Source organism: Allofournierella sp., from assembly GCF_017889395.1.
GTDB lineage: Bacteria > Bacillota > Clostridia > Oscillospirales > Ruminococcaceae > Allofournierella.
This window is the reverse complement of record NZ_JAGHKE010000004.1, coordinates 1-22,729: the sequence shown is the minus strand read 5'-3', so window position 1 is coordinate 22,729 and position 22,729 is coordinate 1. Positions and strand designations below refer to the sequence as shown.

Genomic DNA, 22,729 nt, shown 5'->3' with positions numbered 1-22,729 from the left:
TTCATTCCTCCTCTGTACTCAGGCCCATCGACACCGACAGCCGGTGCAGATGGACGGTCAAAAAGAACTGTTCGCTGCTGGGAAAGTTCAGATCGAACACTTCCCGGATGTGCTGGCCGATGGCCTGGGCACATTCATAATCGGCCGCGTAGTGGCGGGCGATCAGATTCTGGAAACCGGTGTCACCGTCCGGCGCGTAGCGGCCCTGAAACAGCCGCTGGGCCAAAAACTTCAGGTGCACCACGAACCGCTCGTAATCCACCGAGCTTTCGTCAAAGGTCACTCCGTAGTAGGCCTGGGCGTAGTTGACCACCTCGCGGATCAGCTTGGTGATGGGCACCATGTCCGCCATGCGGCCGTCCAGCTCAGCGTTCACGATGTGAAGTGCCATGAAGCCGGCCTCGTCCTCCGGCAGCCGCAGACCCAGAACGCTCTCGATCACATCCAGCGCCTGCTGGCCCAAAGCGTACTCCTGGGGGTAGAAGTTTTTGATCTCCCAGAGCAGCTGATTGGGGTATTCCACCCCGTTCCGGAGCCGCTCCACCGCAAAGGAGATGTGGTCCGTGAGGGTGATGTACACGTTTTCGCTGAGCCGCCGCCCCAGCACCCGCTCGGCGGTCTCGATGATGTGGGTGCTGATGTCCAGGTATTCGCTGGGCACGTCCTGCATCAATTGCATCAGCCGGTCGCATTGGCCGGGGTCCCGCAGGGCGTAAACCTTTTCCACCCGGGCGGCGGGCAGCAGGTCCCCGGCGGATTTCTTGAACCCGATGCCCAGGCCGCGCAGGATGATCTCCTGGCCGCTGGAGTCCTGCGAGCAGACGAAGTTGCTGCCAATCACCCGCAGGATCTTGTAGGTACCGTGCTGTTCCATAGGGGAGGTCATGGGCTCATCCCCCCGCAAACCGCACCGGCAGGCATGCCGTGCTTCATGTGTTTCATCACCTTTCCTTACATCACGCTGCATTGGAATGGACCGGTTTTGGGAAATAAAAAAGACCAAACTACACCCGGCGATCAATCGCACCGAGAGGAGTTTGGTCTTGCCTGCATTACCAGTCACAAGCCGTATCGACTTTGAACTGTTCACAGAATAGCACAGGCCGGAAAGCCTTGTCAACAAAAAAACAGGAACGAAAAAAACTTTGGAAGTTCTGCTGGAAAAGTGGCGCTGAACTTATAGATTATGCCAAATCAGAAAGAGGAATCGGCAGGTATTTGGCCTCAAAATCCTCCACACTGATGGGACGGTCGAAATAATAGCCCTGGGCCAGGTCACAATGCATGCTGCGGATAAAGTCCACCTGGGCGATGGTTTCCACGCCCTCCACCACGGTGGTGATGTGCAGCTCCTGGGCCAGATGGATCACATTTTTCATCACCAGGTCCCGTTTCTCCTCGTCGGTCTCGTCCCGGGCGGCCAGGAATACCCGATCCAGCTTCAGCTCGTCGATGGGCAGATCCTTCAGGGTGTTCAGCGAGGAGTAGCCGCTGCCGAAATCGTCCATCGAAATGGCAAAGCCCTGGCTGCGCAGCCCGATCAGCACCGCGCGCACCCGGTCAATGCTTTCCAGAGCAAGGCTTTCGGTGACCTCCAGCACGATCAGCCGGGGCGGGATGTTCCAGCGGTTCAAAATGCCGCACAGCCGCTGCACATAGCCTGCCTCATACAGCATCAGCCGGCACTGGTTCACTGAGATGGGCACGACCGGACGGCCTTCGTCCATCCAGCGGCGCAGGGTACGGCAGGCCTGTTCCACCATGTAGAAATCCAGCTCCACGCAGAAGCCGTTTTTCTCGAACACCGGGATAAACTGGTCCGGGTAGAAGGAAAGTCCATCCGGCCGAATCCAGCGCACCAGTGCCTCGGCGCCGCCGGGGCGGCCGGTGACCAGGTCGATCTTGGGCTGCAGTTTCATCACGAACTCGCCGCTTATCAGTGCAGAATCCATGCTTTCCTCAATCTGATTGCGCAGGATCACCGGCTCGTAGATGGCCGGGTCAAAGAAGAGCAGCTCGTCCTGCCGGGAGCCGGAGGTGGTTTCGGCGGTCATGGCCGCTTCGGTGATGGCCCGCTCCAGGTCCGGGGTAGTGTTGGTGACAAAGCGCACACCTGCCGAGCAAACCGCCTGATAGTTCTGGTGTTCCGATACCCGGAACTGGCGGATCTGGGAGAAAAAGCGGCTCATGCGCTGGCGCACCTGCTCAGGCTCAGCACAGTCCAGCAGCAGAAGGAAACGCTCGTTGCGGCCCATGCAGAACAGCTCGGTGGGGCCCATCTGCTGGTCCAGCGCCTCCTTGATGTGGCGCAGCAGGGAGTTGAAGCGCTCCAGTCCGTACAGGTCTTTGATGGTGGGGGCGTTGTCGATGTCCAGCACGATCAGGGCTTTGGGGTCGGCGGTGAGCTTGGCGGGCATCTCCTGCAAAAAGCGAACCCGGTTGTAGGCCCCGGTGATGGAATCGAAATAAGTCAGTTTGTTCATAGAGCGGTTGTTCTGGCGCATCATCCGGTAGATATAGAGGGTAAGCAGGATCACCAGCAGGAAAATCACAAAAAAGGTGATGCGCTGCAGGTTAAACCACTGGCTCAGATCGGTGACCAGGATACGCTGGGGCACCACGCACATGACGTACCAGTCGTTGACGTCCATGGGAATCAGCGCCACCTCATACAGGGCGCCCTCGTTGGTCAGGCTGAAAAAGGCGGATTCGTTCACGGCGAAGGCGCTCAGGATGGTCTGCTGCAGCTCATCGCTGAAGGCGGGGGTATCGAAGATGCTGCGGGCGTCTTCGCTGATGAAATAGGTCTGGTTGCGCACTACGAACTTGCCCTCAGAGTTTACGATATGGGCGTGGACCTGGCCGTTGAGCAGCAGGCTGGGGCTGAGCAGCTCCCGCAATGCGTCGGTGTTGTTGGTGCCGGTGAGCACTCCGATCACCGGACCGTCCACGCCGCCCTGGTAGATGGGCACCGCGTACCGGTTCACATAGCAGCCCAGGGTATCATCCCAGAAGGTGAAGGAGATGTTGCCTTCACCGGCCAGTGCCCGCTGCACGGCGGAATCTTGGCTCAGGTCCTGCTCCAGCTGGGAGCTGCCGTCCAACAGAACAAAGCTGCCCTGGCCGGTGGTGTCCACCACGCCCATGCGCAGAAATTCGTTCTGGGAGTTTACCACATCCAGCTGGGCCAGAAAGGCCGGGTCGTGCAGCAGCTGTTGGGGGGGGAGACCTTCGTCAGAATCGTAGCCGATGAACGAGGAGAGGGTGACCAGAGTCTGCAGGTTGCCCTGGATATGGGAGTTTACGATGTTGCGGGCGGTTTCTGCTGTGGCCTCCAGCGAGTGGGCGGCCTCCTCGTGCTGTACCTGCGCACCGTTGCGGGAGAAGATATAGAAAGAGACAGTGAGCGCGATGCAGACCGCCAGAATCAGTGAAAAGGCAATGACGATCTGGCGATGGATGTGCTTTGGCACGGGTAAAGTTCCCCCCTTTCCTGGCAGTGGCCCCGAATCAGCAGACGCGGGAAAATGTTGTAAATTTTCAACTGTGTTTTTATACAGTATAAACGAATTTTGTCTTGAAGGAAAGAGCAAAGCCCGGATTTTGAGCCATGAGACATTGAAAAAGAAAAACTCCCCAGTCATAGACTGGGGAGAAAAAATCAATCATGCCGCTCCGGCTCGGCCGGAACATCCGGCAGCGGCTCCGGCACAGCTTCCGCCGCGGGCGGCGGGCAGAGGGGAAACTCCACCAGTACGCAGAACAGATCCGCCACCGCATGTACCGAAAGCCGACCGCCGCAGGCCTCGGCAAAGCTTTTGGCGATGGAAAGGCCAAGGCCGCTGCCCTCGCCGCTGCGGGCGGAATCGCCCCGCACGAACCGCTCCAGAAGATGCTCGGCATCCTCCGGGGCAATGGGGTCCCGGGTCACGTTTTTGATGCTGATGGAGACCCGGCTCTCGCCCCGCTCCATCTGGGTGTAGACCCGGCTGCCGGGCAGCGAGTAGGCCAGAGCGTTGGTGTAAAGATTCTGGAACACCCGGTACAGCCGGTCGCCGTCCGCGAAGATCCAGGCCTGTTCGGGCAGCTGGGTCACGAAGGAGAGGGGGCTGGCTTCAATGGCCTCATCCATGTCCGCCAGAGTCTGGCGGATCAGCTTGGCAAGATCCAGCGTGCGGGTCTGCAGAGGCAGCTCGCCGCTGGCAGCCTTGCTCACCTCAAACACGTCCCGAACCATGGTCTTCAGCCGGTCTGCCTTGACCTTCAGGATCTTGGCGTAGTCCGCCGCGGGCTGCGCAAGCTCCTCCTCACAGAGAAGCCCTGCATAATTGATGATACTGGTCAGGGGCGTTTTCAGATCGTGGGACACGTTGGTGATCAGCTCCAGCTTGAGCCGCTCGGCGCGCATCTGCTGTTCCACCCGGGTCTGGATGCCCTCCTCCAGCGCGTTCAGGTCTGCCGCTGGCACCGCGCAGAGAGAGCCTTCGGGCAGTGCCAGCGGGGCAGTGTGCTCCCCGGCGCGCAGGGCGGCCAGCTTATCCGCCAGCTGGTTCGCTTGATTCAAAAAGCGATTCAGGCGCATAAGGCCGGTTACAAAGAGGAAGGCGCCGCCCAGGAAGAGGACAAGGAACAGAAGAACAGCCAGCTGTAAATCCCAGACATAATAAAAGACCCTGTAATAGCAGAAGAAGGACAGAGGCAGTGCCAACATCAGGCAGGGAGGCCCAATCAGGATGGGCAATAGCAGCTTCAGGATCGCCCGGCGCTTCCAGGGCTGGGCGGCGGCGAACTGCTTGCAGCGGCGGATCAAGCGGGCGGTCAGGCTGGTGCGCAGGGTGTGGCGCAGGTTGAAACGAAATTCCAGCCAGAACAGCCAGATCAGAGGAATATCCACCACCAAGAGAAGTGCAGCCGCGAAGGGCGAAGCAAAGAAGGTGACCGAGTAGCCGTACAGGTAGCTTTGTGCCGCGCAGCTCAAAATCGCCAGCAGTAAGTAGCCGGAGAAAAGCAAAAAGCCCAGTGCCGGCAGCTTAATCAACAGAGGGACCCGGCGCAGCAGCCCGGCTGCCCATTGGGCGGCAGCCCGCCGCGTTTTCCACAGGGCCAGCCACACCGCCAGGCAGAGCAGGCCCCAGATGCCCAGCCCCACCAGAATGCAGGCCAGGGTGGGTACAGCGGAATTGTTGATCCAGCGGTAGGCAAAGCCCAGGGTGCCGGTGTCGCTGGAGGGCACCTGCTTGACGGCCACCACGATCTCAGCATTGGGCAAAAAGTCCTGCGGTTCCACCCGGGTGGCGGTGATGCCCTCAAGCAGTACCTCCTGGGTACTGCTCAAGGCGGTGCCGTCATCCAGAAGCACCATCCGGTCGTAAACGTTCTGCAAAAGACTGCTGCCTCCGGTTTGGCCGCCGGTCAGCTGAAAGGCGATTTCGTAGCCCTGAGGCAGCTCGTCCGGCGAATCGAGCAGAGAGGAGGAGATGGTCTTCTCACCCTCGGCACGCAGATACAGCAGGATGTCCCGGCTGGCGTATTCTTCGCTCTGCTGCAGCTGCTCCAGTGCCTGACGGGACAACAGTTTTTGCTGGGAAATCGCCTGAGGCGTGAGCGCTTCGCCGCCCGGGGTGACCAGCCCGTCGGCACACAGCACACGGGCGTGATAGTACACGGTGCTTAAAAAACGCTGGTAATCCGGTACCGCCTCGATCTGCCGCTGCATCAGCGCGGAATAGGACCGGGGCCCCTGCAGGAAGACCTGCAGCAGCCGGTCGTCCAGCGGAATGCAGTAAAAAATGACAAAAAAGCATACCGCCGCCATCCAGCCTGCCAGAATGCGAACCACCAGCGGCCATTTTTTTTCTTCAATGCTTTTCCAGTTTATAACCAAGACCCCACACCACCTTTACATATTCCGGTTCCTTCGGATTCAATTCGATTTTTTCCCGGATGCGCCGGATGTGTACCATCACGGTGTTTTCCGGGGCGTACACGTTGCCCTCGCCCCAGGCGCCGGCGTAGATTTCTTCGGCCGAGAACACCCGCCCCGGGCTGCGGAAAAACAGCTCCATGATCCGGGTCTCGGTGGGCGTCAGCCGCACCGGCTCGCCGTCCGCCGTGAGCTGATGAGCCTCGAAGTCGTATTCCAGCCGCCCCACCCGCACCAGCGGACCGCCCGCCTGAGCGCCGCCCAGGGTCAGGTACCGGCGCAGATGGCTCTTCACCCGGGCCACCAGCTCGGTGGGGCTGAAGGGCTTGGAGATGTAATCGTCCGCCCCGATGGAAAGCCCCAGCACCTTGTCGCTGTCCTCGGTTTTCGCGCTCATCACCAGAATGGGCAGGTTGCGCTTTTGCCGGATGCGCAGAATGGCGGAAAAGCCGTCCATCCGGGGCATCATCACATCCATTAAAATCAGGTGTATTGTGCGCTGCTCCAGCACATCCAGCGCTTCAAAGCCGTCCGCCGCACCGTACACGCAAAACCCTTCTTTTTCCAGATAAAGCCGCACCGCGTTCACGATGTCGGCATCGTCATCCACCACCAGGATACAGGCCTGCTGGTCCATATAACCGCCTCCTCTTGCCAAAACCGCTCTTTTGTTGATTGTAGCCAAAACCGGGGCGTTTTCCAAGGCCCCTTTGAGCGCATCCTTATTATAGCAAAGGTTTCTTACAGCCGGAGGGTGGTTTCTCTTACGGTTTTCTTACAATGAGAAAAGGTCTTCAAACCGGTGCGAACCTTGTAACTTCGGGGCTTTTTGTGTATAATGTACCCTGTATGACTATGAGAAAACGCGGCGAAAGGAGCAGCAGCATGGCAAACAGTGTTCTGGTGGGCAGCACCGGCTTTGTGGGAGGCAACCTGATGGCCAGCCATCCCTTTGATGCAGCCTACCATTCCAGCAATGTGCAGGAGGGCTTCGGCAGGGAAAACGATCTGGTGGTCTACGCCGGGGTGCCCGCCGCCATGTTCCTGGCCAACCAGGACCCACAGGCCGACATGGCGGTGATGTGCGCGGCCCGGGAAAACCTGCGGCAGCTGGCCCCCAAAAAGCTGGTGCTGATCTCCTCCATCTGCGTTTATGCAGACAGCAAGGGCAAAACCGAGGCGGATGAGCCCCAGCCCGAGGGTCTTGCCGCCTACGGTGCCAACCGGCTGCAGCTGGAGCGCTGGGTGCGCGAGGACTGGCCGGACGCGCTGATCGTGCGTCTGCCCGCGTTGTACGGTCTGGGCCTGAAAAAGAACTTTCTGTACGACCTGCACACCATCACCCCGGCGCTGCTGCGCCCGGCCAAATACGAGGAGCTGGCGGAAAAGAGCGAGCTGGTGAAGGCCGCTTACTCCGACGCGGGCAATAACTTCTATAAGCTGAACGGCACCCAGGACCCGGCGGCATTGAAGGCCTGGTTTGCGGCCAGCGATTTCAACGCCCTGGCCTTTACCGACAGCCGTTCGGTCTACCAGTTCTACGACTTGCGCCGTCTCTGGGCGGATATCCAGAAGGCTCTGGAGCTGGATTTGCGGGTACTGCATCTGGCAACGCCCCCGGTGAGCGCCGCCCGGGTATATGAGGCGGTGACCGGAGGGACCTTTGAAAATCATCTGACGGCGCAGCCCTTCGACTACGATCTGCGCACCCTGCATGCCGAGGCCTTCGGCGGCAGGGATGGTTACCTCTGCACCGAGGAAGAAGAGCTGGCGAGTATCTGCGCCTTTATGAAAGGATGGACGGAATGAAATTATCGGCTTCCAACATCGGCTGGGTCGCCGAAAACGACGAGCAGGTCTGGCAGCTTTTGAAGGACCTGGGCTACCAGGGCATCGAGATTGCCCCCACCCGGGTGATCCCGGAAAATCCTTACGACTGCCCGGCGGGTGCGGCCCTGTTTGCCGGGGTGATGCACCAGAAATACGGCTTTGCCATCCCCAGCATGCAGAGCATCTGGTTCGGCAAGCCCGGCAACATCTTCAACCCGGAAGAGGCGAAGGAGCTGGAGGAATACACCCTGCGGGCCATCGAGTTCGCGGTGAGCTGCCGCTGCCGCAATCTGGTGTTCGGTTGCCCTCGCAACCGGAACATGCCGGAAGGGGTCGACCCCCAGCAGGGTGAGGACTTTTTAAGCCGCATCGCCTGGATGGCGGCCCAGCGGCAGGTGGTCATCGGTCTGGAGGCAAACCCGCCGGTTTATAATACCAATTACATCAACACCACCGCCGATGCCTTCGCCATGGCCAAAAAGCTGGACAGTCCCGGCCTGGGTGTTACGCTGGATGTGGGCACCATGATCGCCAACGATGAGCGACCCAACGACTTCGCGGCGGATATGAAATATGTGAGCCATGTGCACATCAGCGAGCCGGGCCTTGCCCCCATCGAGAAGCGGGCGCTCCACCGGGAGCTGGCGCTGCTGCTGGGCGCGCTGAACTACCAGGGCTATGTGTCGCTGGAGATGAAGACCGCGGACGTGGACACCGTGCGCCGCAGCCTGGAATATGTGGCGGAGGTGTTCGGCGCATGAGCGAATGGGTAAAACATGTGCCCGGCGTGCCGGACTACACGGTGGAAGCCTTCCGGGAAAAGCGCAGCGACTACTGTCTGCTGATTCCCATCATCAACGAGGGCAACCGCATCCTCACTGAGCTGGAGCGGGCCCAGAAGGGCGCGGTGGACGGCCTGTGCGACATCATCCTGTGCGACGGCGGCTCCACCGACGGCAGTATGGAGCCTCAGGGCCTGGAGCGCCGGGGCGTGAATACGCTGCTCACCAAAAAGGGTCCCGGCAAGCAGGGGGCCCAGCTGCGCATGGGCATCCACTATGCGCTGGAACGGGGCTACGAGGGCATTTTGACCATCGATGGCAACAACAAGGATTCCATCGAGAGTGTGCCCCTCTTCATTGAAAAGCTGGAGGAGGGCTATGACCTGATTCAGGGCAGCCGGTTCATCCCCGGTGGCAAGGCGGTCAACACCCCCTTCAGCCGTTACTGGGCGGTGCGCCTGATTCACGCGCCGGTAATCAGCCTGGCGGCCCGCCACTGGTTCACCGACACCACCAATGCCTACCGGGGCTACAGCCGGGCCTACCTGACCCACCCGCTGGTGAAGCCTCTGCGGGATGTGTTTGTGGGCTATGAGCTGCTGGCCTATCTGAGCGTGCGGGCCACCCAGCTGGGCCTGAAGGCCTGCGAGGTGCCGGTGGAGCGGGCCTACCCCAAGAACGAGCCCACCCCCACCAAGATCAAGGGCTTGCAGGGCAACACCAATCTGCTGAAAATATTGTTCGCCGCACTGCGGGGAAAATACAACCCTTAAAGGGGAGAATGCGACATGCAGGTTTACGATAAGATCATTGTGGGCGCGGGCCTTTACGGTCTGTACGCGGCGCAGAAGTGCGGCGCGGCGGGCCAGCGGGTGCTGGTGCTGGAAAAGGATTCCGGCCCCTTCATGCGTGCCACCTATATCAACCAGGCGCGGGTGCATATGGGCTACCACTACCCCCGCAGCTATTCCACGGCCATCAAGAGCGCCCATTACTTTGAGCGCTTCTGCCGGGATTACGACTTCTGCCTGCTCAAGGAATTTGATCAGGTCTACGCCACCAGCGCCCACTTCTCCTGGACCAATGCCCAGGAGTTCCGGGACTTCTGCGCGGCGGCGCACATCCGCTGCGACGATGTGGCCCCCACCAAATACTTCAACCCCGGCCAGTGCGATGGCGCGTTTTTGACCACCGAATACACCTACGACGCCCAGGTGCTCAAGGAGTACTTCCTGAAGGAGCTGGCAAAGCTGCCGAATGTGACCATTGCATACAGCCATAAGCCGGAGTCGGTGGAACGGGTGGGCAGTGCCTGGAGGGTGACGGCGGGGGACATCACCGCCGAAGCGCCGTTCCTTTTGAACGCTACCTATGCCGGGGTGAACGAGCTGCACGCCATGCTGGGCTATGAGCCCTTTAAAATCAAATACGAGCTGTGTGAGATCATCCTCTGCACTGTGGATGACAAGCTGAAAAACACCGGCATCACCGTGATGGACGGGCCGTTTTTCTCCATCATGCCCTTTGGGCAGACCGGCTACCACAGCCTGACCAGCGTGACATTTACTCCCCATGTGACCAGCTACGACAGCGTGGCCACCTTCGAGTGCCAGAGCCGCAGCGAGGGGAAATGCCGCCCGGGAGACCTTTGCAACTGCAACGAGTGCCCGGCAAAGCCCGCCAGCGCCTGGCCCATGATGAGCCAGCTGGCCCGCAAGTATCTGAAGCCGGAATACGGCTTCCAGTATGCCGGAAGCCTGTTCAGCATGAAGCCCATTCTGAAGGCCAGCGAGATCGATGACTCCCGCCCCACGGTGATCCGGCAGTATGCCTCGGACCCGGCCTTTGTGAGCGTGCTGTCCGGCAAGATCAATACCGTTTACGATTTGGATGAGGTGCTGCAATATGGCGCAGATCACGAATAAGGAAAAGAATTTTGTCTCGGCGGTGGTCTATCTGCACGACTGCGCCGGGCAGGTGGAACCCTTCTTCGACCGGCTGTTGGCCCGGCTGGAGGAGCATTTTGACTACTACGAGATCGTAGCCGTGAACGACGGCTGCACCGACGATACCGTGGCCCGGCTGAAGAAATTCGCAGCCGGGAGAATGGAAAAGCCTCTGACCATTCTGAACATGAGCCTGCACCAGGGGGTGGAGCAGGCCATGAACGCCGGACTGGACGCGGCCATCGGCGACTTTGTATTCGAGTTCGACAGCCTGGATACCCCCTATCCCGCGGAAATGATCTGGCAGGCCTACGAAACGGCCCTCACCGGCTTTGATGTGGTGACCGTGAGCCCCAGCCGCCAGAAGACGGCCAGCAAGGCCTTTTACACCCTGTTCAATGCCTTCAGCAACAGCATTTACAAGCTGGAGAGCGATGCCTTCCGGCTGGTGAGCCGCCGAGCCATCAACCGGGTGAAGGCCATCAGCGAGAACCTTCCCTACCGCAAGGCGGCCTACGCGGCCAGCGGTCTGGCCTGCAAGACTCTGCATTTTGAGGGCAGCATCCGCGGCCAGCAGGAGGCCCGGCTGGACAAGGCCATCGACAGTCTGGCCCTTTATACCAACGCGGGCTACAAGATCAGCTTCGGCATCTCCTGCCTGATGGCCCTGCTGACTCTGATCGCCCTGGTCTACACTGTGGTGGTGTGGCTGGTGGGCGAGCCGGTCACCGGCTGGACCACCACCATGCTGGTGCTTAGCGGCGGCCTGGCCGGGATGTTCGTCATCCTGACCATCGCGGTGAAGTACCTGAGCCTGCTGGTGGATCTGGTATTCCGCAAGCAGGCCTATCTGATCGAGGGCATCGAGAAGATCCAGAAATAACCGATCCATCTATAGAAACAAAGGGAGAAACGCCATGAACAAACGGCTGCGCAGTGCGCTGCAACAGGATATGAGCCGCCGCACTTTCTGGGTGCTGGTGGTACTGGTGGTGCTCGTCAAGCTGGTGATGACCCGCTTCCAGACGGTTTATGTCTGGGTGGGCGGAGCTCCGCTGGACGATGAGCTCATGTTCGGGGCAGCCCAGAGCATCACCGCCGGGCAGTGGCTGGGAGCCTACAACTGGCTCACCCTTTCCAAGCACATGTTCTTCGCGGTGTGGCTGGCTGTGTGCAATCTGCTGCACCTGCCTTACCTGGCGGCGGGCCAGCTGCTCACCTGCGGGGCGGCTCTGGCCTGCGCCTTTGCCTTTGCGCCGGTGCTGCGCCGGTGGAAAAGCCGGTTTGCTGTGTTTGCGCTGCTGGCCTTCAGCCCGGCGGCCACCGCCTCCTTCACCCTGCGTGTCTACCGGGACAATATTTTCCCCGGTCTGTGCATGCTGTTCTTTGCCGGGCTGTGCGGCTATGCGCTGCGCTGCCGCAAGCCGGTAAAGCAGGGCATCGGCTGGCTGGTGCTGTCCGGCGTGGGCCTGGGCCTTGCCTGGCTCACCCGGGAGGACGGCATTTGGCTGCTGCCTTTTGCGGCGGCGGGTACCCTGATTCTGATCCTCACCGCCCTGCGGGACAAGGGCGCTTTGCCCAAAAGGCTGGGCCGCTGCGCCCTGCTGGCAGTACCCTACGGTCTGCTGGCGGCGGCAATTCTCATTTACAGTGCGGTGAACTACGCCTACTACGGTCTGTTCGCGGTGAGTGATTTCTCCTCCGGCAGCTTTGCCGCGGCGGTGGGTGCCATGAGCCGGGTAAAAGCCGAGAAGTGGAAGCCGCTGTGCAGCGTGCCCACCGATGTGCGCATGAAGCTGTACGACGCGGTGCCCCAGCTCCAGCCCCTGGAATACTGGCTGGAGGAGGACGAGGACCTGCAGAACAGCTTCCGCAACCCGGAGTTGGACGATTACCAGTCCGGCAGCTTCTACTGGGCGCTGCGCAAGGCTGCCTGGAACGAGGGCGTGTACGACAGCCCTCAGAAGGCGGAGGAATACTGGCAGCAGGTGGCGGATGCCATCAACGCCCTGTGCGATTCCGGCCAGCTGGAAGCGAATGGCCCTGAGCGCAGCAGCACCACCCCGCCCATCCGGCTGGAGTACGTGCCGGGTGTGCTCAGCGAGGGAATCAACAGCTTGTTTCATGCCCTCGCCTTTATGGACTGCTCTGCCTATTACCCGGACCAGCGCAGCCTGATTTTGCCCGAGGATGAGGCGGTTTACGAGGCCTATCTGGGCCAGCAGGTGAACAGCGCGGCCCAGGCGGGCAGCGACCTGCCCTATTACAGCCCGCTGCAAAAGCTGGTGTACACCGGCATGGAGGGTATCCGGCTGATTTATGAGATCGGAGTGCCCATCCTGTTTGTGGCGGTGGTCCTGCTGCAGGCAAAACAGGGCTTTGCTCTCTTGCGGCTGCGCAAGCAAAAAGCCATTCAGCCCGGGCAGGCCCTGTTGTGGGTGCTGCTGCTGGGCCTGCTTGGAATGGCGCTGCTGCGCTGCTTTATGATCGCGTTTGTGGAGGTGGCCTCCTTCAACATTGGCACCTCCACCATGTACCTTTCCACCGTGCATCCGCTGCTGCTGCTTTACAGCGGGGCCGGTATCCTGACCCTTTGGAGGAAAAATCAGTGGCAAACATCCTGATCGTGGGCGCGGGCGCGGCCGGTCTGATGGCTGCGGGCGCGGCCGTGCGGCTGGGCCATTCGGTTACTGTGCTGGAGCACACCGAAAAGCCCGGCCAGAAGCTGCTCATTACCGGCAAGGGCCGGTGCAATGTGACCAACAACTGTGACGAGAACACCTTTTTGCAGAACGTGCGCACCAATCCGCGCTTTCTGTATTCCTCGCTCTACGCTTTTCCCCCGGCCAAGACCATGGAGCTGTTCGAGGAGCTGGGCGTTCCTTTGAAAACCGAGCGGGGCCGCCGGGTCTTCCCGGTGAGCGACCGGGCGGAGGACATCCGCCAGGCCCTTCTGCGCTACGCGGACGGGGCAAAGATTTTGTATGACGGGGCCGAAAAGCTGATGATCGAGGAGGGCCGGGCCGTGGGCGTGGTGACCGAAAGCGGCCGACAGCTGACTGCGGACGCGGTGCTGGTGGCCACCGGCGGCGTGAGCTACCCGGTGACCGGCTCCACCGGCGACGGTTACCAGCTGGCCAAGCAGGCGGGCCACAAGATCGTGCCCACCGTGCCCAGTCTGTGCAGCCTGGTCTCGCCGGACGAGGACTGCCGGGCTATGATGGGCCTTTCGCTGAAAAATGTGACCCTCACCCTTTACCGGGACAAAAAGGCCGTGTTCACCGAAATGGGCGAGATGCTGTTTACCCACTTCGGCATCTCCGGTCCGCTGACCCTGATGGCCTCCAGCTACATCAAGGACATGCAGAAGCATGCTTGGAAGGCGGTCATCGACCTGAAGCCCGCTCTGGACGAGGAGCAGCTGTATAAACGGGTCACCAATGACTTCGCCCTGCTGGCCAACAAGAGCGCCCAGGGCGCGCTGGTGAAGCTGCTGCCCGCCAGCATGCAGCCGGTGATGGTCAAACGCTGGGGCGTGGACCCGGCCACCCGGGCCAACCAGATCACCAAGGAGCAGAAGCGGGAGCTGGTGCGGCTGGTCAAGCACTGGGAGGTGCCCATCAGCAAGCGGGGTGACCTGGCCCACGCGGTGATCACCGCCGGCGGCGTGGACGTGAAGCAGGTGGACCCGAAAACCATGGAGTCCAAGCTTTGCCCGGGGCTCTATTTTGCCGGCGAGGTGCTGGACGTGGATGCCTACACCGGCGGCTACAATCTGCAGATCGCCTGGTGCACCGCCCAGGCCTTCGCTGCGAATTTGTGATACAGGCGGCGGGGCCGCTTTGCATAGAATATAATAGAAGGAAGTAAGGAAAACATGATCTCTGTTGCCATCGACGGCCCCTCCGGGGCGGGAAAATCGACCCTTGCAAAACGCCTTGCCAAGGAGCTGGGCTATCTGTATGTGGATACCGGCGCCATGTATCGTTCCATCGGCCTGTACGCCCTGCGCCAGGGCGTGGACCCCAGGGACGAGGCCGCGGTCACGGCTCTTCTGCCCCGGATTCAGATTGAGCTGCGCTATGTAAACGGCGCCCAGCGGGTGCTGCTGTGCGGCGAGGATGTGAGCGAGGCCATCCGGGCCGAGAACGTGGGCATGGCCACCAGTGCGGTGTCGGCTCATCCGCCGGTGCGCGCCTTCCTGCTGGAGCTGCAGCGGGGCATGGCCCGCACCCACGATATTCTGATGGACGGGCGGGACATCGGAACCGTGATTCTGCCCAACGCCACCGTGAAGATCTTCCTCACCGCCAGTGCAGAGGCCCGGGCTGACCGGCGCTTCAAGGAGCTGCAGGAGAAGGGCGTGGACACGGATTACCAGACCGTGCTGGAGGACATCCGCCGCCGGGATTATCAGGACAGTCACCGGGCCACCGCGCCGCTGCGTCAGGCCGAGGACGCCGTTCTGCTGGATACCAGCGAGCTGGATCTGGAACAGAGCTTCCAGGCCATGAAGAAGCTGATCCTGAGCCGGGTCTGATCGTTCCAATTTCAAGCCAATCGAGAAAGGAAACTAGCGAGAATGTTTTATGCGATTATGGTGACCGGCGCCTGGCTGATCTGGCATCTGGTCTTCCGCATCCGAGTGGTGGGCAAGGAGAACCTGCCCCGGGACGGCAAGGGCTTTGTACTGGCCCCCAATCATATCTCCGCCATCGACCCGGTGTTCGTGGTCATCGCCCGGTTCTGGGGCAAACGGATGCTGATCATGGCCAAGGAGGAACTGTTCGAGGTGAATCCGGTGCTGAGCTGGATGTTCCGCAATGTGGGCGTGTTCGGCGTGGAGCGGGGCAAGGGCGACACCGGCGCGGTGGAAGTGGCCATTGATAAGGTGAAGAAGGGTCAGGGCCTTCTGATCTTCCCGGAGGGCACCCGTTCCAAGACCGGCGAGCCCGGCAAGATCAAGAGCGGCGCCTTTGTGGTGGCCAGTGCCGCCGGGGTGGATATGATCCCCTGCCGTATCATCTACCGGCACGGCCATATGAAGCTGTTCAGCGGGGTGAAGGTCTGCTTCGGCAAGCCCATCCCCGCCGCCGCGCTGGACATGGGCGAGCACAAGTCCGCCGCAAAGCTGCGGGAGTGCAAGGCCATGCTGGCTGACGCCTGGGAAGAGCTGTATCAGCAGAATAAGTATGAATAAGACCCGCATAGGCGGGGCAGAATAAAGGGAGAAGCACCCATGAAGATTTTGAAAGCCAAGACCGCCGGGTTCTGCTTTGGCGTGGACCGGGCAGTGAAGCTGACCTATCAGCTGGCCGAGGAGGGCCATAAGGTGGCCACCCTGGGCCCGCTGATCCACAACCCCCAGTGCGTGGCGGACCTGGAGTCCAAGGGTGTGGTCACCGCCGCCGGGCTGGAGGATGTGCCCGACGGATACGAGGTGGTCATCCGCAGCCACGGCGTGGGCGCGGATGTGTACGCCGCCATTGCCGAAAAGGGCCTGGTGCTGCACGACGCCACCTGCCCCTTTGTGGCCAAGATTCATCGCATTGCCAAGCGCGCCAGCGACGAGGGCAAAACCCTGCTGGTGGCGGGCGACAAGGCCCATCCGGAGGTGCAGGGCATCGTTGGCCACACCAAAGGCGAGGTGTTTGTGTTCGCCGATTTGGATGAATTAAAGGCCTGGCAGGGCCCGAAAAATGGGCAAAATGGTATAATCGTGGTGGCACAAACCACATTTCAGGTAACAAAATGGTTAGAATGTACAAACTTTATAAAAAAAGACTATACAAACGCCGAGATTTTTGATACAATATGTAATGCGACGTGGACGAGGCAACAGGAGGCGGAAGACCTCAGCCGAAAATGCGACCTGATGGTCGTCATTGGAGGTCATCATTCTTCCAATACCCAAAAGCTTGTAAAAGTCGCTGAAAAACACACAAAGGCCGTTACGGTGGAGACCGCAAAGGAGCTTCTGCCGGAATGGTTTGAGGGTGTGGGCACAGTGGCCGTTACAGCCGGGGCTTCCACGCCATCGTCTATAATTGAGGAGGTACTTAACAGTATGAGTGAAGAAATCCGTGAAGAGATGAGCTTTGCCGAGATGTTCGCAGAAAGCGAGGCTAATCTCAAGCCTGTTTTCGCAGGTAAGGTAGTGGAGGGCACTGTTACCAGCATTACGCCCAACGAGGTGCAGGTTGATATCGGCACCAAACACACCGGTTTTGTGAAACTGAGTGAGCTTACCGACGACCCCGCAGCCCGTGCGGAGGATCTGGTCAAGGTTGGGGACAAGCTGGACCTCGTCGTTGAAAAAGTTAACGATCAGGAAGGCGTTGCCTACCTGTCCCGCAAGAAGCTGGAAGCCCGCAAGGGTCTGGAAGAGGTGGCCAAGGCCGCTGAGGAAGGCACCGTCATGGAAGGCGTTGTCACCGAGACCAACAAGGGCGGCGTGATCGTTCTGGTGAAGGGCGTGAAGGTATTCGTACCCCGCAGCCAGGCTACCATGCGCCGTGACGAGGACATCAACGCTCTGGTAAAGCAGAACGTGAAGCTGATCATCACCGAGTGCGCCGGCCGCAAGATCGTTGGTTCCATCAACAAGGTCACCGCCGAGGAGAACGCTGCCAAGCGTGAGGCCTTCTGGGCTGACGTTGAGGTTGGCAAGACCTACACCGGCGTTGTGAAGAGCCTGACCGCTTACGGTGCTTTCGTAGACATCGGCGGCGTGGACGGCCTGTGCCACATCAGCGAGCTGAGCTGGAACCGCATCAAGCACCCCAGCGAGGTTGTTTCTGTGGGCGACACCATCGAGGTGTATGTGAAGGCTCTGGACCCCGAGAACCACAAGGTTTCCCTGGGCTACAAGAAGGCCGAGGACAACCCCTGGGAGAAGCTGAAGAACGAGTATCCCATCGGCAGCGAGTTCACCGCTCCCGTTGTGAGCATCACCAAGTTCGGTGCTTTCGTTCGCATTCTGCCCGGTGTGGACGGTCTGGTTCACATCTCCGAGATCAGCAACGAGCGCGTGGAGAAGGTTGGCGACGTGCTGAAGGTTGGCGATGAGGTCAACGTGAAGCTGCTGGATGTGGACTTCGACAAGAAGCGCATCAGCCTGTCCATGAAGGCTCTGCTGGACGACGAGGCCAGCGACGCCGAATAATTGAATGGCTCAAAAGCCGCCCGGCAACTGCCGGGCGGCTTTTTTGTTTGCCACATGTATTTGCGTGCAAATCACTAGGAATCAGGGCGAAAACATGCTATACTGGAACTATTCCAGAGCAGGGCGGACGGCGCTGCCACCACCGGCAGGCTGCTTTTTGCCCGGCACCTCAGGGAAAGGAGATCGTTGAATTTATGAAAGCGTTTCGTTTGACCGGCCTGATCCTTGGGATCGTGGGCGTGATCCTGTCCGTAACGGCGATTGTGTTCAGCGCGGTGGGCATGTACAAGGCCCGTCAGTGCAAGCAGTGCAAATTGGGAGGAAAAATTAAGTAATGGATAAAAAAGAGATTCTGGCAAAGGTTGACCATACTCTGCTGAAGGCCGACGCCACCTGGCCCGACATTCAGAAGATCTGCGACGAGGCTATGGAAAACCACACCGCCTCCATCTGCATCAATCCCGGCTATGTGAAGCAGGCCTGCGAATACATGAAGGGCGCGATCCCTGTGTGCACCGTGGTGGGCTTCCCTCTGGGCGCAACCGACACTGCCACCAAGGTGTTCGAGGCCAAGACCGCCATTGAGAACGGCGCCGAGGAAGTGGACATGGTCATCAACATCGGCCGCCTGAAGAACGGCGAGTATGACTTTGTGCGCGGCGAGATCGCCGCCATCAAGAAGGCCATCGGCGACAAGGTGCTGAAGGTCATCATCGAGACCTGCCTGCTCACCGACGCCGAGAAGGAAAAGATGTGCGACATCGTGTGCGAGGCTGGCGCGGACTTCATCAAGACCAGCACCGGCTTCTCCACCGGCGGCGCCACCTTTGAGGACATCGAGCTGTTTGCCCGCTGCTGCCGCGGCCGCTGCAAGATCAAGGCTGCGGGCGGCATCTCCACCATCGAGGACATCGAGAAGTTCCTGGAGCTGGGGGCTGATCGTCTGGGCACCAGCCGCGCAGTGAAGATTCTGCAGGGCCTGGAGTCCAGCGGATACTAATTCAATTGAAATTTTGAGCGAGCCGCCGGGGTTTTCCACCGGCGGCCCGCTTTTGGTTGAAAACTGCCCCCGTGAGATGCTATACTCAAAGCAAATAGGGAAACGGGGTGGCGGTATGGGCAAAAAAATCGGCTGTGCGCTGGCGGCTTTTGCGGTGCTGGCGGGGCTCTGCTTTGTGTTGGGCTACACCAGGCCCATGACCCTGGAGCAGCTCTGCCCGGGCATCCGGCTGGAGGAGTGCCGGGCAGTCCGGGCCAGCTTTCGGCGCGGGAATACAGGGGAGGAAATCCCGCTTACCCTGCAAAAGGACGACGCGGCCTTTGCGCAGGTGACCGAGCTGCTGGAAACAGCCTCCTTCCGGCGCAGCCTGCTCAGCCTGTTTCCACTGGGCGGCAAAAGCCATGCGCTGCAGCCGGAGGACTTCAAATGGCTGCTGCTTCTGGAATTTGGCGACACCCAACTGCCGGACGGCACTCAGGGCAGCGGGGTGCTGGTAGAGATAAATGACTTTTACGGAACGCTGGAAATTTCCTATGTGGACGAGACCTGGCGCTGCAGCGTACCCAATCAGGAGGAATGGCGCAGCGCGGTGATGGAATGCCTGGAAACGGCAAACAAGAAGGAGGGGAACGCATGAGCAGAAAAATGGTTTTGGGGTTGGTCCTCATGTGTATGGGGTTTTTGGGCGGGATTTTGCTGATCGGCGCCATGGTACTGAGCCCTATGAATCCCTGGAGCTACAACGGAATTACCGGCTGGTACGGCTGCCTCCTGGGAATGCGTCTACAGCTTCCGTTGGGGGTCTGTATTGCTGTGACACTGGCCGGATTCGCGCTCAGTGTGATTGAAGCATTCCGGAAAGAATAATCCCCAAAAGAGGAAAGGACGGAACGGATATGAAGCCTGCATTGGCGGGAATTTTGACCTTTGTGGTATTTTTCTTTGGCAACAGCTATTTTCTGGGCGGGCTGGGTCAGCTGTGTCTGATCGGGGGCGATGTCTTTGTGAATTCCTATTTTGCCCCTATCATGACCGGTCTGGCGCTGCTGGCGGGCCTGGTGGTGGGCTGCACGCTGGCGTTGCTGCAAAAGTTGGACGCAGTGCAGAAGGCCCTGAATGACAGGAAGTCCCACGAACAATAACACCGGCACGCAGCGCTGCAAAACTGAGAAAACAGGTCCCGGACCCGAGGAAAGGGTCCGGGGCCTGTTTTTTCGTTGTGCCGTTTGTTATCATGGAGAAAAGCAGAACATTTTGTAACAACTCCGAAAGATAGCGCTGCTATCATCAGGGTGGAAACGGAAAACAGGGGGCATGAAGCATGAAGCCGATTCTGATCGTGGACGACGAGGTGGCCATCGCGCAGCTGATCGCCATGACGCTGGCCCGGATGGGCTATTCCTGCCAGATGGCTTTCGACGGACTGAGGGCCGCCGAGCTGCTGGAGCAAAACGAGTATGATCTGGTACTGCTGGACATCATGCTCCCCGGGGCGGACGGCTACGAGCTGATCGACTTCATCCGGCCTACCGGCATCCCGGTGATCTTCATCAGTGCAAAGGCCGCCGTGGCCGACCGGGTGAAGGGGCTGCATCTGGGCGCCTGCGACTACATCGTGAAGCCCTTTGCCCCGGAGGAGCTGCTGGCCCGGGTGGAGAACGTGCTGCGGCTTTCCGGCCGGGGGCAGGCGCTGCTGAAAGCCGGGGATGTGACGGTGGATGTAGCCACCCGTCAGGTAAAAAAGGCCGGGCAGGAGGTGGCCCTCACCCCCACCGAGTACCAGCTGCTGCTGGTGCTGCTGCACAACAAGAACATTGCGCTTTATCGAGACACCCTGTACGAGCGAGTCTGGGGGCGGGATGCCGAGCTGGACACCCGGACTCTGGACATTCACATCCACCGGCTGCGCAAAAAGCTGGGCTGGCAGCACATGATCCGTACCATTCCCCGGATAGGCTACCGATTGGAGGAAACGCCATGAAACTTGCGCCGAAACTGGTTCTGACCATCCTGCTGCTGCTGGGCATTTTACTGGCGGCAGGCGGCGGCTGGCTGCTCAAAACAGATTTTGAGAGGAATTTCGACCAGGCCCGCACCCGGAATATTCTGGCCCACCGGCGGGATACCTACTCGCTGCAGAACGGCCTGCTGGTCAAGGTCAGTGACGGAATGCTGAGCCGGCAGGCCGTGGTGGATTACGGCGAAAGCCTGGGTCGGTATGTGGGGCAGGAGGAAGACGGCTTCGCGGTGTATCAGAACGAGGAGTCGCTGTATTCCAGCCTGCCCGGCGCGCTGGAGGAGCAGGAGGTGCTCCGGGCCATCGAGGCGGGAGAAGAGGCATTGCTGCTGCAAAAAGCGGGCGAGAGCAGCTATATGCTGATGGCCAGCGGAGTACAGGTGGCCGGTGAGGAATACTGGCTGGTGAGCGCCTACGATGTGACGGGCGTGTTCCAGGCCCGGGAAGACAAATTCCAAGAGCTGTTCCGGCTGGAGCTGGCGGCGCTGGCTTTGGCGGGCGCGGCGGCGGCTCTGGCGGTGAGCTGGATGATCCGCCCGCTGAAAAAGCTGGAAAAGGCCAGCCGTGCGGTGGCGGCGGGGGACTATACTCTGTCCACCGCCACCAAAAGCCGGGACGAGGTGGGCGCGCTCAGCCGCAGCTTTGACGCCATGACCGCCACCGTGCGGGACAAGGTGGACCAGATGGAGGACACCATCCAGCGGCAAAAGCAGTTTGTGTCCGCCTTTACCCATGAGCTGAAGACCCCCATGACCAGTATCCTGGGCTATTCCGACCTGCTGCGCAGCGGTGAGATGGACCCGGAGGACCAGCGGCAGGCGGTGCAGTACATCCACCGGGAGGCCCTGCGGCTGGAGACCCTGAGCGGTAAGCTGTTGCAGCTGATGGGGCTTGTGGAGCAGGAGGAGCTTACGCTGGAGCCGGTGCGGCTTGCACTGGTGCTGCGGGATATGGCCGCCAGCCTGCCGGAGCTTGCCCCCATGCTGGAGATCCGATGTGACCCGGCGCTCACGGTGCTGGCGGACCGGGACCTGCTGGCGGACCTGGTGCGCAATCTGGTGGTGAACGCGGCCCGGGCCCAGCCGAAAGATGGCCGGGTGCACATCACCGCGGGCCGCACCGAAAATGGCATCGTGCTGCGGGTAGCGGATCGGGGCCGGGGCATCCCGGAGGCGGACCTGCCCCACATCACCGAGCCCTTTTACATGGTGGACAAATCCCGCGCCCGGGCCCAGAACGGCAGCGGCATGGGTTTGGCCCTCTGCGCCCGCATCGCCCGGCTGCACGGCAGCGAGCTGCACTTTACCAGTAAGCTGGGGCAGGGCACGGTGGTGGAATTGAACCTGCAGGAGGGGACGGTATGAAACAAAAGCTTTTCACAGCAGCGGCCTTTCTGGCAGTTTTCGCTTTTCTGGCCTTGGTGCTGGCCGCTCCGCTGCCCCTGATGGAGCGAAGCGACGAGGTGCTGTATACCCAGGTCATGCCCCGCCAGCTGGCGGCCGACGGGCAAAGTGCCGAGGCCCGAAGCATCGACTTTGCCCGCCAGCTTTACGACCGGGACCAGCTGCTGGGAATCAAAACCTACGCGGGGTCGATTTTGCGGCTGACGGACGAGGAAACTCTGGGCGACGCACCTTACCGGCTGTATGACTTTTTGGGCCAGATGGATTTCTGGGGCGAAGAGGAGCAGGCGGAGCTGGAACGACAAATAGCAAATGCACCCCCTCCCTGGCGTTCCGCTTCGGATAACGTGGGTTTTTCCGCATGGAACCTGAGCACCACATGGGACGGGGAACACTGGTTCTCTCTGCACTGGGAGCTGAGCGCCGAAGGGCAGCTGGTACGCATGCGGATGCGAACCCCGCTGGAATACACCGGGCAGGACCTGGAGCATCTGATGGACGAATATCTGGCAGTCACCGGACTGGATGCGCTGGAGGACTGGCAGGCGCTGGATGTGACCGCGCAGCTTGCCTTGGATGAGCAAAGCACCGCCGTGCTGCGAGCCCGGTATTCGACGGGGGCGAAGCTGTATCTGTACGCAAATTATGTGGACGGCACACTGG

General features: G+C 60.4%; 22 protein-coding genes. 18 read left to right on the top strand and 4 right to left on the bottom strand.

Annotation, left to right across the window (positions count from 1 at the left end; translation table 11 throughout):
* Window position 1: 1 nt before the first annotated feature.
* From licT to J7G73_RS01065, 4 genes are all read right to left on the bottom strand, one after another.
* A complete protein-coding gene (licT, locus tag J7G73_RS01080; protein ID WP_087292165.1) occupies window positions 2-886 on the bottom strand; it encodes a BglG family transcription antiterminator LicT in 885 nt (294 codons plus the stop codon).
* A gap of 298 nt (window positions 887-1,184) precedes the next feature.
* Window positions 1,185-3,473, bottom strand: a complete 2,289-nt coding sequence (locus J7G73_RS01075) for an EAL domain-containing protein (RefSeq protein WP_291244899.1) — start codon at window positions 3,471-3,473, stop codon at window positions 1,185-1,187.
* 188 nt (window positions 3,474-3,661) lie between these two features.
* A complete protein-coding gene (locus J7G73_RS01070) occupies window positions 3,662-5,884 on the bottom strand; it encodes a HAMP domain-containing sensor histidine kinase (protein WP_291244898.1) in 2,223 nt (740 codons plus the stop codon).
* Window positions 5,859-6,560 (bottom strand): response regulator transcription factor, encoded by a 702-nt coding sequence (locus J7G73_RS01065; RefSeq protein WP_291244897.1) that lies wholly within the window; start codon window positions 6,558-6,560, stop codon window positions 5,859-5,861. The genes J7G73_RS01070 and J7G73_RS01065 overlap by 26 nt, the downstream gene beginning before the upstream one ends.
* Window positions 6,561-6,808: 248 nt before the next feature.
* Here J7G73_RS01065 and J7G73_RS01060 point away from each other — a divergent pair, with 248 nt between their 5' ends.
* From J7G73_RS01060 to J7G73_RS00975, 18 genes are all read left to right on the top strand, one after another.
* Window positions 6,809-7,732: a sugar nucleotide-binding protein gene (locus J7G73_RS01060; protein WP_291244896.1), complete on the top strand. Its 924-nt coding sequence runs from the start codon at window positions 6,809-6,811 to the stop codon at window positions 7,730-7,732.
* Entirely contained in the window at window positions 7,729-8,514 is a 786-nt protein-coding gene (locus tag J7G73_RS01055) for a sugar phosphate isomerase/epimerase (RefSeq protein WP_291244895.1), read from the top strand. The genes J7G73_RS01060 and J7G73_RS01055 overlap by 4 nt, the downstream gene beginning before the upstream one ends.
* Window positions 8,511-9,308 (top strand): glycosyltransferase family 2 protein, encoded by a 798-nt coding sequence (locus J7G73_RS01050; RefSeq protein ID WP_087292184.1) that lies wholly within the window; start codon window positions 8,511-8,513, stop codon window positions 9,306-9,308. Before J7G73_RS01055 ends, J7G73_RS01050 begins: the two co-directional genes overlap by 4 nt.
* Before the next feature lie 15 nt (window positions 9,309-9,323).
* Window positions 9,324-10,460: an FAD-dependent oxidoreductase gene (locus tag J7G73_RS01045; protein WP_291244894.1), complete on the top strand. Its 1,137-nt coding sequence runs from the start codon at window positions 9,324-9,326 to the stop codon at window positions 10,458-10,460.
* A complete protein-coding gene (locus J7G73_RS01040) occupies window positions 10,441-11,364 on the top strand; it encodes a glycosyltransferase (RefSeq protein ID WP_291244893.1) in 924 nt (307 codons plus the stop codon). The genes J7G73_RS01045 and J7G73_RS01040 overlap by 20 nt, the downstream gene beginning before the upstream one ends.
* Before the next feature lie 34 nt (window positions 11,365-11,398).
* Window positions 11,399-13,105 carry a hypothetical protein gene (locus J7G73_RS01035; RefSeq protein ID WP_291244892.1) on the top strand — a complete coding sequence of 569 codons (1,707 nt, stop codon included), beginning with the start codon at window positions 11,399-11,401 and terminating at the stop codon, window positions 13,103-13,105.
* Window positions 13,090-14,304: an NAD(P)/FAD-dependent oxidoreductase gene (locus tag J7G73_RS01030; protein ID WP_291244891.1), complete on the top strand. Its 1,215-nt coding sequence runs from the start codon at window positions 13,090-13,092 to the stop codon at window positions 14,302-14,304. Before J7G73_RS01035 ends, J7G73_RS01030 begins: the two co-directional genes overlap by 16 nt.
* Before the next feature lie 54 nt (window positions 14,305-14,358).
* Window positions 14,359-15,021 carry a (d)CMP kinase gene (gene cmk / locus J7G73_RS01025; protein WP_291244890.1) on the top strand — a complete coding sequence of 221 codons (663 nt, stop codon included), beginning with the start codon at window positions 14,359-14,361 and terminating at the stop codon, window positions 15,019-15,021.
* 42 nt (window positions 15,022-15,063) lie between these two features.
* Window positions 15,064-15,681 carry a 1-acyl-sn-glycerol-3-phosphate acyltransferase gene (locus tag J7G73_RS01020; RefSeq protein WP_291244889.1) on the top strand — a complete coding sequence of 206 codons (618 nt, stop codon included), beginning with the start codon at window positions 15,064-15,066 and terminating at the stop codon, window positions 15,679-15,681.
* A 39-nt stretch (window positions 15,682-15,720) separates the two neighbouring features.
* Window positions 15,721-17,646 (top strand): bifunctional 4-hydroxy-3-methylbut-2-enyl diphosphate reductase/30S ribosomal protein S1, encoded by a 1,926-nt coding sequence (locus J7G73_RS01015; RefSeq protein ID WP_291244888.1) that lies wholly within the window; start codon window positions 15,721-15,723, stop codon window positions 17,644-17,646.
* 194 nt (window positions 17,647-17,840) lie between these two features.
* On the top strand, window positions 17,841-17,981 hold the full coding sequence (locus J7G73_RS01010; protein WP_158097475.1) for a hypothetical protein: 141 nt from the start codon (window positions 17,841-17,843) through the stop codon (window positions 17,979-17,981).
* The gene (gene deoC, locus J7G73_RS01005; RefSeq protein ID WP_291244887.1) at window positions 17,981-18,646 is read left to right on the top strand and encodes a deoxyribose-phosphate aldolase; all 666 of its coding nucleotides are present in this window, start codon (window positions 17,981-17,983) and stop codon (window positions 18,644-18,646) included. The genes J7G73_RS01010 and deoC overlap by 1 nt, the downstream gene beginning before the upstream one ends.
* Window positions 18,647-18,761: 115 nt before the next feature.
* Window positions 18,762-19,283: a hypothetical protein gene (locus J7G73_RS01000; protein WP_291244886.1), complete on the top strand. Its 522-nt coding sequence runs from the start codon at window positions 18,762-18,764 to the stop codon at window positions 19,281-19,283.
* Entirely contained in the window at window positions 19,280-19,513 is a 234-nt protein-coding gene (locus tag J7G73_RS00995) for a hypothetical protein (protein ID WP_087180799.1), read from the top strand. The genes J7G73_RS01000 and J7G73_RS00995 overlap by 4 nt, the downstream gene beginning before the upstream one ends.
* Window positions 19,514-19,542: 29 nt before the next feature.
* On the top strand, window positions 19,543-19,788 hold the full coding sequence (locus J7G73_RS00990; RefSeq protein ID WP_291244885.1) for a hypothetical protein: 246 nt from the start codon (window positions 19,543-19,545) through the stop codon (window positions 19,786-19,788).
* A gap of 179 nt (window positions 19,789-19,967) precedes the next feature.
* A complete protein-coding gene (locus tag J7G73_RS00985; RefSeq protein WP_291244884.1) occupies window positions 19,968-20,627 on the top strand; it encodes a response regulator transcription factor in 660 nt (219 codons plus the stop codon).
* A complete protein-coding gene (locus tag J7G73_RS00980) occupies window positions 20,624-22,027 on the top strand; it encodes a HAMP domain-containing sensor histidine kinase (RefSeq protein ID WP_291244883.1) in 1,404 nt (467 codons plus the stop codon). The genes J7G73_RS00985 and J7G73_RS00980 overlap by 4 nt, the downstream gene beginning before the upstream one ends.
* A partial coding sequence (locus tag J7G73_RS00975; protein ID WP_291244882.1) for a hypothetical protein occupies window positions 22,024-22,729 on the top strand: 706 nt, incomplete at its 3' end. The genes J7G73_RS00980 and J7G73_RS00975, both read left to right, overlap by 4 nt.

Excerpts from the sequence above, each read along its gene's own strand:
- licT (WP_087292165.1), bottom strand. The coding sequence starts at position 886 with ATGACCTCCCCTATGGAACAGCACGGTACCTACAAGATCCTGCGGGTG.
- J7G73_RS01065 (WP_291244897.1), bottom strand. The coding sequence starts at position 6,560 with ATGGACCAGCAGGCCTGTATCCTGGTGGTGGATGACGATGCCGACATC.
- J7G73_RS01060 (WP_291244896.1), top strand. The coding sequence starts at position 6,809 with ATGGCAAACAGTGTTCTGGTGGGCAGCACCGGCTTTGTGGGAGGCAAC.
- J7G73_RS01055 (WP_291244895.1), top strand. The coding sequence starts at position 7,729 with ATGAAATTATCGGCTTCCAACATCGGCTGGGTCGCCGAAAACGACGAG.
- J7G73_RS01050 (WP_087292184.1), top strand. The coding sequence starts at position 8,511 with ATGAGCGAATGGGTAAAACATGTGCCCGGCGTGCCGGACTACACGGTG.
- J7G73_RS01045 (WP_291244894.1), top strand. The coding sequence starts at position 9,324 with ATGCAGGTTTACGATAAGATCATTGTGGGCGCGGGCCTTTACGGTCTG.
- J7G73_RS01040 (WP_291244893.1), top strand. The coding sequence starts at position 10,441 with ATGGCGCAGATCACGAATAAGGAAAAGAATTTTGTCTCGGCGGTGGTC.
- J7G73_RS01035 (WP_291244892.1), top strand. The coding sequence starts at position 11,399 with ATGAACAAACGGCTGCGCAGTGCGCTGCAACAGGATATGAGCCGCCGC.
- cmk (WP_291244890.1), top strand. The coding sequence starts at position 14,359 with ATGATCTCTGTTGCCATCGACGGCCCCTCCGGGGCGGGAAAATCGACC.
- J7G73_RS01020 (WP_291244889.1), top strand. The coding sequence starts at position 15,064 with ATGTTTTATGCGATTATGGTGACCGGCGCCTGGCTGATCTGGCATCTG.
- J7G73_RS01015 (WP_291244888.1), top strand. The coding sequence starts at position 15,721 with ATGAAGATTTTGAAAGCCAAGACCGCCGGGTTCTGCTTTGGCGTGGAC.
- J7G73_RS01010 (WP_158097475.1), top strand. The coding sequence starts at position 17,841 with ATGAAAGCGTTTCGTTTGACCGGCCTGATCCTTGGGATCGTGGGCGTG.
- deoC (WP_291244887.1), top strand. The coding sequence starts at position 17,981 with ATGGATAAAAAAGAGATTCTGGCAAAGGTTGACCATACTCTGCTGAAG.
- J7G73_RS01000 (WP_291244886.1), top strand. The coding sequence starts at position 18,762 with ATGGGCAAAAAAATCGGCTGTGCGCTGGCGGCTTTTGCGGTGCTGGCG.
- J7G73_RS00995 (WP_087180799.1), top strand. The coding sequence starts at position 19,280 with ATGAGCAGAAAAATGGTTTTGGGGTTGGTCCTCATGTGTATGGGGTTT.
- J7G73_RS00990 (WP_291244885.1), top strand. The coding sequence starts at position 19,543 with ATGAAGCCTGCATTGGCGGGAATTTTGACCTTTGTGGTATTTTTCTTT.
- J7G73_RS00985 (WP_291244884.1), top strand. The coding sequence starts at position 19,968 with ATGAAGCCGATTCTGATCGTGGACGACGAGGTGGCCATCGCGCAGCTG.
- J7G73_RS00980 (WP_291244883.1), top strand. The coding sequence starts at position 20,624 with ATGAAACTTGCGCCGAAACTGGTTCTGACCATCCTGCTGCTGCTGGGC.